General features: G+C 51.5%; 10 protein-coding genes. 4 read left to right on the top strand and 6 right to left on the bottom strand.

The genetic code is table 11. The features are described from left to right. Nucleotides 1–185: 185 nt before the first annotated feature. Entirely contained in the window at nt 186–1,451 is a 1,266-nt protein-coding gene (locus NNN71_RS22540) for a maltoporin (RefSeq protein WP_065356851.1), read from the bottom strand. Nucleotides 1,452–1,720: 269 nt separating this feature from the next. On the opposite strand from NNN71_RS22540, the gene NNN71_RS22535 reads away from it, so the two are divergent. The 3 genes from NNN71_RS22535 to ykgO all read left to right on the top strand — a co-directional run bounded on the left by NNN71_RS22535 (nt 1,721) and on the right by ykgO (nt 3,317). Continuing rightward, the gene (locus NNN71_RS22535; protein ID WP_065356850.1) at nt 1,721–2,794 is read left to right on the top strand and encodes a LacI family DNA-binding transcriptional regulator; all 1,074 of its coding nucleotides are present in this window, start codon (nt 1,721–1,723) and stop codon (nt 2,792–2,794) included. 119 nt (nt 2,795–2,913) lie between these two features. Next, nucleotides 2,914–3,177, top strand: coding sequence for a type B 50S ribosomal protein L31 (locus tag NNN71_RS22530; RefSeq protein WP_065356849.1), 264 nt, complete (start codon nt 2,914–2,916; stop codon nt 3,175–3,177). Beyond that, nucleotides 3,177–3,317 carry a type B 50S ribosomal protein L36 gene (gene ykgO / locus NNN71_RS22525; RefSeq protein WP_003859006.1) on the top strand — a complete coding sequence of 47 codons (141 nt, stop codon included), beginning with the start codon at nt 3,177–3,179 and terminating at the stop codon, nt 3,315–3,317. Before NNN71_RS22530 ends, ykgO begins: the two co-directional genes overlap by 1 nt. Here the strand turns inward: ykgO and NNN71_RS22520 are convergent. Beyond that, nucleotides 3,314–4,012 (bottom strand): GNAT family N-acetyltransferase, encoded by a 699-nt coding sequence (locus NNN71_RS22520; RefSeq protein ID WP_271459374.1) that lies wholly within the window; start codon nt 4,010–4,012, stop codon nt 3,314–3,316. The two genes, ykgO and NNN71_RS22520, sit on opposite strands and share 4 nt — an antisense overlap. Before the next feature lie 103 nt (nt 4,013–4,115). Between NNN71_RS22520 and pdxR the strand changes: the two genes are divergently transcribed. Then, entirely contained in the window at nt 4,116–5,567 is a 1,452-nt protein-coding gene (gene pdxR, locus NNN71_RS22515; RefSeq protein ID WP_271459373.1) for a MocR-like pyridoxine biosynthesis transcription factor PdxR, read from the top strand. On the opposite strand, the gene NNN71_RS22510 is transcribed toward pdxR, so the two are convergent. The 4 genes from NNN71_RS22510 to tomB form a co-directional block, all read right to left on the bottom strand. Then, nucleotides 5,536–6,006: a YlaC family protein gene (locus tag NNN71_RS22510; protein ID WP_163445950.1), complete on the bottom strand. Its 471-nt coding sequence runs from the start codon at nt 6,004–6,006 to the stop codon at nt 5,536–5,538. The genes pdxR and NNN71_RS22510 overlap by 32 nt on opposite strands. 105 nt (nt 6,007–6,111) lie before the next feature. Continuing rightward, nucleotides 6,112–6,666: a maltose O-acetyltransferase gene (gene maa / locus NNN71_RS22505; protein WP_271459372.1), complete on the bottom strand. Its 555-nt coding sequence runs from the start codon at nt 6,664–6,666 to the stop codon at nt 6,112–6,114. A 133-nt stretch (nt 6,667–6,799) separates the two neighbouring features. Further along, nucleotides 6,800–7,018: an HHA domain-containing protein gene (locus NNN71_RS22500; protein WP_064547995.1), complete on the bottom strand. Its 219-nt coding sequence runs from the start codon at nt 7,016–7,018 to the stop codon at nt 6,800–6,802. A 25-nt stretch (nt 7,019–7,043) separates the two neighbouring features. After that, the gene (gene tomB / locus NNN71_RS22495; protein WP_064547997.1) at nt 7,044–7,418 is read right to left on the bottom strand and encodes an Hha toxicity modulator TomB; all 375 of its coding nucleotides are present in this window, start codon (nt 7,416–7,418) and stop codon (nt 7,044–7,046) included. Between the last annotated feature and the right edge of the window lie 432 nt (nt 7,419–7,850).

The following is a 7,850-nucleotide window of genomic DNA, read 5'->3' as shown; positions in this document are numbered from 1 at the left end:
ATGAAAACCCTGATTTGATATCGGGGTTTTTTATTATTGGCGCGATAAAAAAAGAGGACAACCTAATAATAGCATTATCCCCAAGGCCAGATGATAGAAACAATAATGGAGTGGCAAATATAAAATTGGCGCAAATAACAAAAGATAGAATTAGGGCAAAACAATGATTCAGTCAGGTTAACGTATTACCACCAGGCTTCCACCTGCACGCCGAAGTTCCAGGTATCGCTGGCGGTGCCGTCGTTAAAGGCATTGCCCTGTTCGGAATCATTCAGGTAAGAGGCAAAGACGCGCAGCTCCGGACGAGACATAAAGTCAGGGCCATCTGCCAGGCCTAACGCGATGGTGTATTTCTCGCCGCTCTGCTTATAGTGGCTACCGTCAGTGTAGGAGTCTTTCTGATAGAAACCACCCACTTCACCAATTAAACGTACATATTCAGTGAACTGATATTGCGCGCGGCCAACCAACGAGACCAGACGTGATTTATCGGTGTATTCGGTGGTGTTATCCGCCGAACCGTAGGTCAGCACGTGGTTAAGAGAGAACTTGTCGGTAATTGGGATCAGACCGGTGTTGATAACACGGTAGCCGGTGGCATCATTGACGTAGTTCCACATGTCGTACCAACCTCCACCCTGGGAGACCATGTTCTGCGCCAGGCCTTTGTTGGCATATTGCAGCACCAGCTTGTTATAGCCGCCAAACATATCCTGGCTGATTTCACCGGTCAGCATCACACCGTTATCAGCATCATACAGGCCGCCGTAATCCTTCTGTTTGTCAGTTGCGTTCGGCATGGCGTAGTCGATACCGAATTCGGTCCAGGCACCGCTCCATGGTTTCCAGCCCGCATAGCGAAGGTCAATGTAGTTAATGTTTACGTCGTTATCACCGTCAACGCGATAGTCGACATCGTTGGCGTCGCCGCGGATCCAGGCCAATGAAACTGCGCCAGGGCCGACGGTATAATTTTCGATCCCGGCGCCGGAGCCGGAAATATTCCAGTATTTGGTATCAATGATGTGCAGATCGTGGCGTTGGTAATAGCGTTTCCCACCCCAGATAACCGCATTCGGATCGCCCGGGATAAGCCCTTTAATCTGTAGGTTTAATTGACGCAGACCAAACTGCGCATCGTCGCCGAAGGTAGTTTCGTTATCGTTTGAACCGTCGGAAACCATGCTGACCATTGAGTCCAGGTAGAAACTGACATCGTTTTTCTTATACACCTCAGAACCCAATTCAAGTTCACCGTAGGTGTCGGCTTCGTTTCCCAAACGGCCGAGTTTGTTTTTTTGCCATTCCTGCATTCCGCCATCGCCAGAAACGCCTACGCCGGAGCGGAGGTAGCCATGGAAATCAATAGGAACTGACGTTGCCGCCAGCAGAGAAGATGAAGTCAGCGCAGTAGCTAACGCAATTGAAAGCGTGCGTAGGGTTGTTTTCATTATTATCCTCGTTTTGTTTTGTATTACGTTCACATAACGAGTGTAATAAAATGCCTAAATGTAAAATCCGGCAAACATTTGATTGTTGATATGTGACTAACTGCAAATAAATTAACCATTTTCTGTTCATTTTGTAAGGGGTTTCTTGTTGCATGGGAATGTGGGCGTATATCTTTTTTATGTTATCGTATGTCATAAATCAGGTCGGTAGACGTTTTTTGGGATGACCCCTGTTACAATCTAGCGATAACAACATAAGGAACCGGACGATGAAGTCTAAAAGCGCAACTTTGGAAGACGTTGCTCGCCATGCGGGCGTCTCCTACCAGACTGTGTCCAGGGTACTCAATAAATCTGCCAATGTATCCGAAGCCACACGCCACAAGGTGGAGAAATCCATCGAGGCACTCCGCTATGTCCCAAACCGACTTGCCCAGCAGCTGGTTGGCAAGACCACTCATACCCTTGGACTGGTGACCACTTCACTGGCTTTGCACGCGCCTTCTCAGGTTGCGGCAGCGGTGAAACGCTACGCAAATGTAGAGGGGTATCAGGTACTGATTTCGATGATTGATGAGAACGTCAATCATAGTGTTCAGGATTCGATCAACGAACTGAAATCACAGCTGGTCAGCAAAGTGATTATCAACGTACCATTAGAGACTGAAACAGCACAGAAAATTGCAGATGACAACGATGATATCGTCTGTCTTTTCCTCGATGTTGATCCCTATAGTTCGGTGTATAACGTTTCGTTTAATCCGGCAGATGGCACCCGTGCCAGCGTCAAATATCTGTATGAGTCGGGTCATCGTGAGATGGCGATTCTGGCCGGCCCGGTGAGTTCTGTCTCCGCCAACCTACGTTTGAGAAGCTGGCTGGATACGCTCAATAGCTACGGACTGAAGCCAGTGACCGTGCTGCACGGCAACTGGGATGCACAAAGCGGCTATGCCTGTGCGCTGCAAATGCTGCGCGAGACCCCGGATTTCTCGGCGGTGCTGGTGGGGAACGATCAGATGGCGTTAGGGGTGCTGAGCGCATTTCATCAGCATCAGGTCGCCATTCCCGGCGAAAAGTCGGTGATTGGTTACGATGACACCTATGAAAGCTCATTTTTCTACCCAGCGCTGACCACGGTATCGTTAGACCTGGACTTGCAGGGCAAAGAGGCGGTACGCCGCATTCTTGAAAGTGACGACAACGCTTCGTCACGGACTTCATCCATTCTCCCTGCTCGCCTTGTCGTGCGCCACTCTTCTGGTGCGAAGGTGGAGCAGGGCAAAGATATGCAGGCGATTGCCGAGCAGCTGCGCGCGATTGCGCATCAGCTTAGCCGCTAACCTCCCTTGCCGGAGTGCAGTCTGCACTTCGGCTATTTCCCTTAAAACTGTAGGGTTGCAAAGCGTTTTTTGACGGCGTATCGTAATTGTTATGTTATAACATATTAATTGAGGATCAGATGAAAGCGAACATCCACCCCCATTACCGTACCGTGGTATTCCACGACACCAGCGCTAACGAGTACTTTAAAGTCGGCTCCACCATCAAAACGGACCGGGAAATTGAGCTGGAAGGTGTGACATATCCTTATGTCACGATTGATGTTTCATCAAAATCGCACCCGTACTACACCGGGAAGCAGCGCAGCGTTTCCGCCGAAGGTAGCGTCGCGCGCTTTACCCAGCGTTTTGGCCGCTTTGTTGATGTGAAAAGGGGATCCTGATGCAGGTACTTAACTCGCTGCGCAGTGCGAAACAGCGCCACCCGGATTGTCAGATAGTGAAGCGCAAAGGTCGTCTTTACGTGATCTGTAAATCCAACCCCCGCTTTAAAGCCGTACAGGGGCGCAAAAAACGTCGTTAACGGAAAGCCTCCAGGGACTGGCGCTGCTTGCCGTCGGCGGTAAAGTTATCGGCGGCAAGCCAGGCCTGGAAGGCGCGGTCCAGCGCGGGCCATTCGCCGTCGATAATGGAAAACCAGTCGGTATCGCGGTTGTGGCCTTTAATCACCAGCGCCTGGCGAAAACGTCCTTCAAACTGAAAACCTAAACGTAGTGCCGCACGGCGTGAGGGGTCATTGAAACTGTTGCATTTCCACTCATAGCGACGGTAGCCGAGCGTCTCGAAGGCGTAGCGCATCAGCAGCCACTGCGCTTCCGTCGAGGCGGGCGTGCGGCTAAGCAGTGGCGAAAAGTGGACGTGCCCCACTTCCATCACCCCATGATTTGGCTCGATACGCATCAGTGCCAGCGTGCCCACTGGCTGCTGGGTGCGGATATCTATTACCGCAAAGTGCAGCGGATCCTGAAGGGATTCCACGCCGGCGATCCACTGACGATACTCTTCCACCGATCCCTCTGGTTCACGCAGCAGCCACGTCCAGTTGCGGGTATCCGCCGCTTGCTGATGGGCGGCAAAGAGCGCATCAGCATGTTGCAGACTTAGCGGTTCCAGACGGCAATACTGACCTTCCAGCACCACGCGCTGCGGATATGGGCGCGGCTGCCAGTCCGGCAGGGCATCGCCAATTAGCTGACCAAATTGATTGAGCTGACTCATAACCTCTCCTTAGGGAAATAAACAATACGTCGAGCGTAGGGCTTTGCTGGTTCCATAAAAAGTGCCACCAGAGTATATTTTGATGGTGCCACGAGGAGCAGCCATGAATATTCCCGACGATCCCTTTTTTACTCTCTTGAATGATGCGCTTGCGGCGCGCGGTGCGGAGACGCTGCAACGCAGCCTGTACGCGGCGCTCAGAGACGCCATCCTGTGCGGACAGCTCCAGGCTCAGAGCTGGCTTCCTGGTTCTCGGACGTTGGCCGAGCGGCTGAGCATTTCACGTAATACGGTCAACGCCGCCCTGGAACAGCTGGCGATGGAAGGTTATCTACGTCGCGATCGTCGTGGCTCCCGGGTGGCGTCTCTACCGCAGATGGCGGGGGCCACAGACTGTATCCCGGTCTCACTGCCGGAACGCCTGCTGGATTTGCCGCAGGTACAGCCTCGCGATACGCCGCCGCTCCTGTTCACCCCCGGCACGCCGGCCATCAACTACTTTCCTTTGCCGCTGTGGCGTCGATTGCTGGATCGCGTTTTGCGCGAACAGGGTAGCAGCCTGCTTGGATACGGCGATGCGGCGGGAGAGTGGCCGCTGCGGGCGGCGATTGCCCGGCATCTGGCGCTATCGCGGGGTATCGACTGCGATGCGCGGCAAATTGTGATCACGGAAGGGGCGCTGGAAGGCGTGAATCTCTGCACCCATCTGCTGAGTGAACCGGGGCAGAGAGCATGGGTAGAGGAGCCGGGATACTTCGGCGCGAAAAGCGCATTTATGGCGTCGGGGCTTGTGCTTGAGGGCGTGGCGGTCGATAACGAAGGAATGCGAATTGCCGATGATTTGCCGCCACCGACGCTGATCTTTACTTCACCTTCGCATCAGTATCCGACCGGCAGGGTGCTCAGCGTGGCGCGACGGCTGGCGCTGCTGGAATATGCGCGCCAGCATGGCTGCTGGATTATCGAAGATGACTACGACAGTGAATTTCGCTTCAGCGGTGAGCCGATTCCGGCGATGCGCGGCATGGACGACAACGCGCCGGTGGTGTACCTCGGTACTTTCAGCAAAACGTTATTCCCATCGCTGCGCATTGGATTTATGGTCCTGCCGCCGATGCTGGTGGAGGCGGCACAACCTGCTATTCGTGCGCTGCTGCGCGGTGGACATCGGGCGGAGCAACGGGCGCTGGCGAGCTTTATTGAGGAAGGACACTATGCCCGACATCTGGCGGCGATGCGCCGTCTGTACCGCAAGCGTCAGGCGCAGCTACGCGCGGCGCTGGAAGAGGAATTAAGCGTTCCGCACCAATTAATGGCGGGTGAGGGCGGGTTACATATGACGGTCGCTATTGACGGCATTGATGACGTGTCGCTGGTGCGCCAGGCGCGTGCGCATCAGATGACGCCCAGCGCGCTCAGCACATTTTATCTCGACCGTCAGCATGCCCGTACGGGGTTGGTGTTGGGCTATGGTAATACGTCCGCCTCACAGTTTGCACCGGCAATACGGACGTTACAGCGGCTTATTGCGCCGCTTCGGCGCGGGCAAGGGTGAAGACGTCGTAGAACGACAGGTCGCCCTTGGTGGTGACCATTTTTTGCAGCTGCGTTTTGTACTGACCGTCGACGCGGTTAGAGTGCAGGATATTGTCAATCAACTCCGGTGGTACGAAGCGAGTGTTGTACCACTCACCGTTGTAACACACGCGAAAATCCAGCACATCGATATCTTCGTAGCGGTAGCGCGGATAGACGTCGAAGAAGAAGAAGCCGTTCAGTAGCGCAAACAGCAGCCACAGTAGCCAAACCGAATCGGCCAGCGTGTCGGAACGCATCATCACCACCAGGGTGGCGAAGAAGGCGAGGTACATGGCAATGAACAGGCCGGGGTGGTTGCGAATAAAACTGATACTAAAGCGCGGCCGGTTGTCGCGCTTTTCGCGGGCGTTGAGTTCATCAATAGTTTGCGTGAGTAATCGCTGGATCTCTGACATCTTTTGCTCGGCAACGTTAGGCGGAATAGCCTATTGTATGTTGCGTTAATCCATGCAGAAAGTAACAGATTGGTTGCAAAAAAGCATAACAGTCTGTTGCTGTTATCAAGCTAACATCTTGATGATACGGGCCGGGTTGCCGCCGACAACGGCGTTGGCTGGAACGTCTTTCACGACAACAGCGCCGGAAGCAATCACCGCGTTATCGCCAATCGTCACGCCGGGGTTAATCACCGCACGTCCGCCAATCCACACATTGTGGCCGATTGTCACCGGTTTGCCGAACTCGATACCGCTATTGCGTTCAATGGCATTGAGGGGATGAGTGGCGGTGTAGATATGTACACCCGGTGCCAGCATGCAGTTATCGCCAATATGAATCGGACAGACGTCGAGCATGACGCAATCGAAGTTAGCGTAGAAGTTGGCGCCAAGAAAGATATTGTAGCCATAGTCGCAGCGGAACGTTGGCTCAATATAAGCATCGTCACCTTTGCCGAGCAGCTCGTTGAGTAGCGCTGCGCGTTCGGCTTTTTCATCCGGAGCCATATGGTTATATCGGTGAATCAACTGCCTTGCGCGGATCCTGTCCGTTCTTAGCGTGTCATCGGCCGGGCGATAATGCTCGCCGGCAATCATCTTACGTTTTTCATCGCTCATGGGCGTCTCCCTTTTATAGAGCCATCACCTTAAAAGGTGATTAGCGCTTTGGGAACGTTCCCTACTCGTCGATGTGATGCCATTCACACAATCAGTCACATAACAGGGAGAAGTCATGCATGAAACAGAAAAATTAACGGATGTATTTCCACACGGTTGAAGGGATCTTGTCGTACAGTTTATTCATCGTCAATTCTGCCAGACGATGATCGGCTGCTGAGTAAAATACCGCCAGCTCATTATCAGAGAGTTCATATTTATTTTTTTCAATAACGCGTTCCAGCGTGTCAATAGACTGACAGCGGCGTAGACGCATCAAATAATCGGTTTTAGTTAGTGGTTTATCAGACATAATTCACCCATTGATTGTAATAATTTTAACAAGACAGGCTAACAGGGTTAGCACGGCTAGCATTGACAAAACAACGGAAGAGTTTGTTCCCTGACTTCCGCCATTTTTGCAGGTCGACGCTATTAATGCCGTAGTTGCTGAATAACATGAAAGTATCATCCAGATATTCGTCAATCTGTGCAATCAGTTTATTATCGTCGTCGTACTTAATTTTATAATTAAGTGCGAACGTCGCAATATGTTCTATCAGCTCATTAAGCTGCAGGTTAACCGCCGAGGTAGGGTCATTCACCCAGCCATGGTTACTCTCTTCGAGTGTGGCAAGACAATCATGATACAGGGTTTCACAAAGAAACTTAAGCTGTGCGATATCATGTCTTTTTGGTGAGTATTCGTCCATAACGCATCCCCCTTGTCGTAGTGCAAACAACGAATAACAAATACCGGTGTGGGATGGTACTGCTGGCAACCTGAAACGTGCACCTGTTCCTGATCTGCTGTAACTATAATCTACTCCGCAAAAGATTTCACCGAGCTATTACGAAAAATTACAATTAAATCTCAGACGGTTAAATTTTTCTTCTTCTCACCCATATGAATGAGCAGAGAAAAGCTAACGTCTTGTTTTGCTTCAGAAGAGGTTACAGACTATGTCGATTCATAAGCTTAGACAGCGGTTTGCCAGGGTTGGTGCGTTCATTTATGTTAGGAAAATTCCTAATTTTTTTAAAGAGAATACGCATTTTCCAGATTATTCGAAATAAATTAAAGATAAATCTCAAATTCTTAAAATTAACAGTCCACGTTATTTTTATTATTACAGGGACTCAAC

Origin of the sequence: Kluyvera sp. Awk 3 (assembly GCF_028069715.1) — a bacterium.
GTDB lineage: Bacteria > Pseudomonadota > Gammaproteobacteria > Enterobacterales > Enterobacteriaceae > Kluyvera > Kluyvera georgiana_A.
This window is presented reverse-complemented; position numbering and strand designations above follow the sequence as displayed.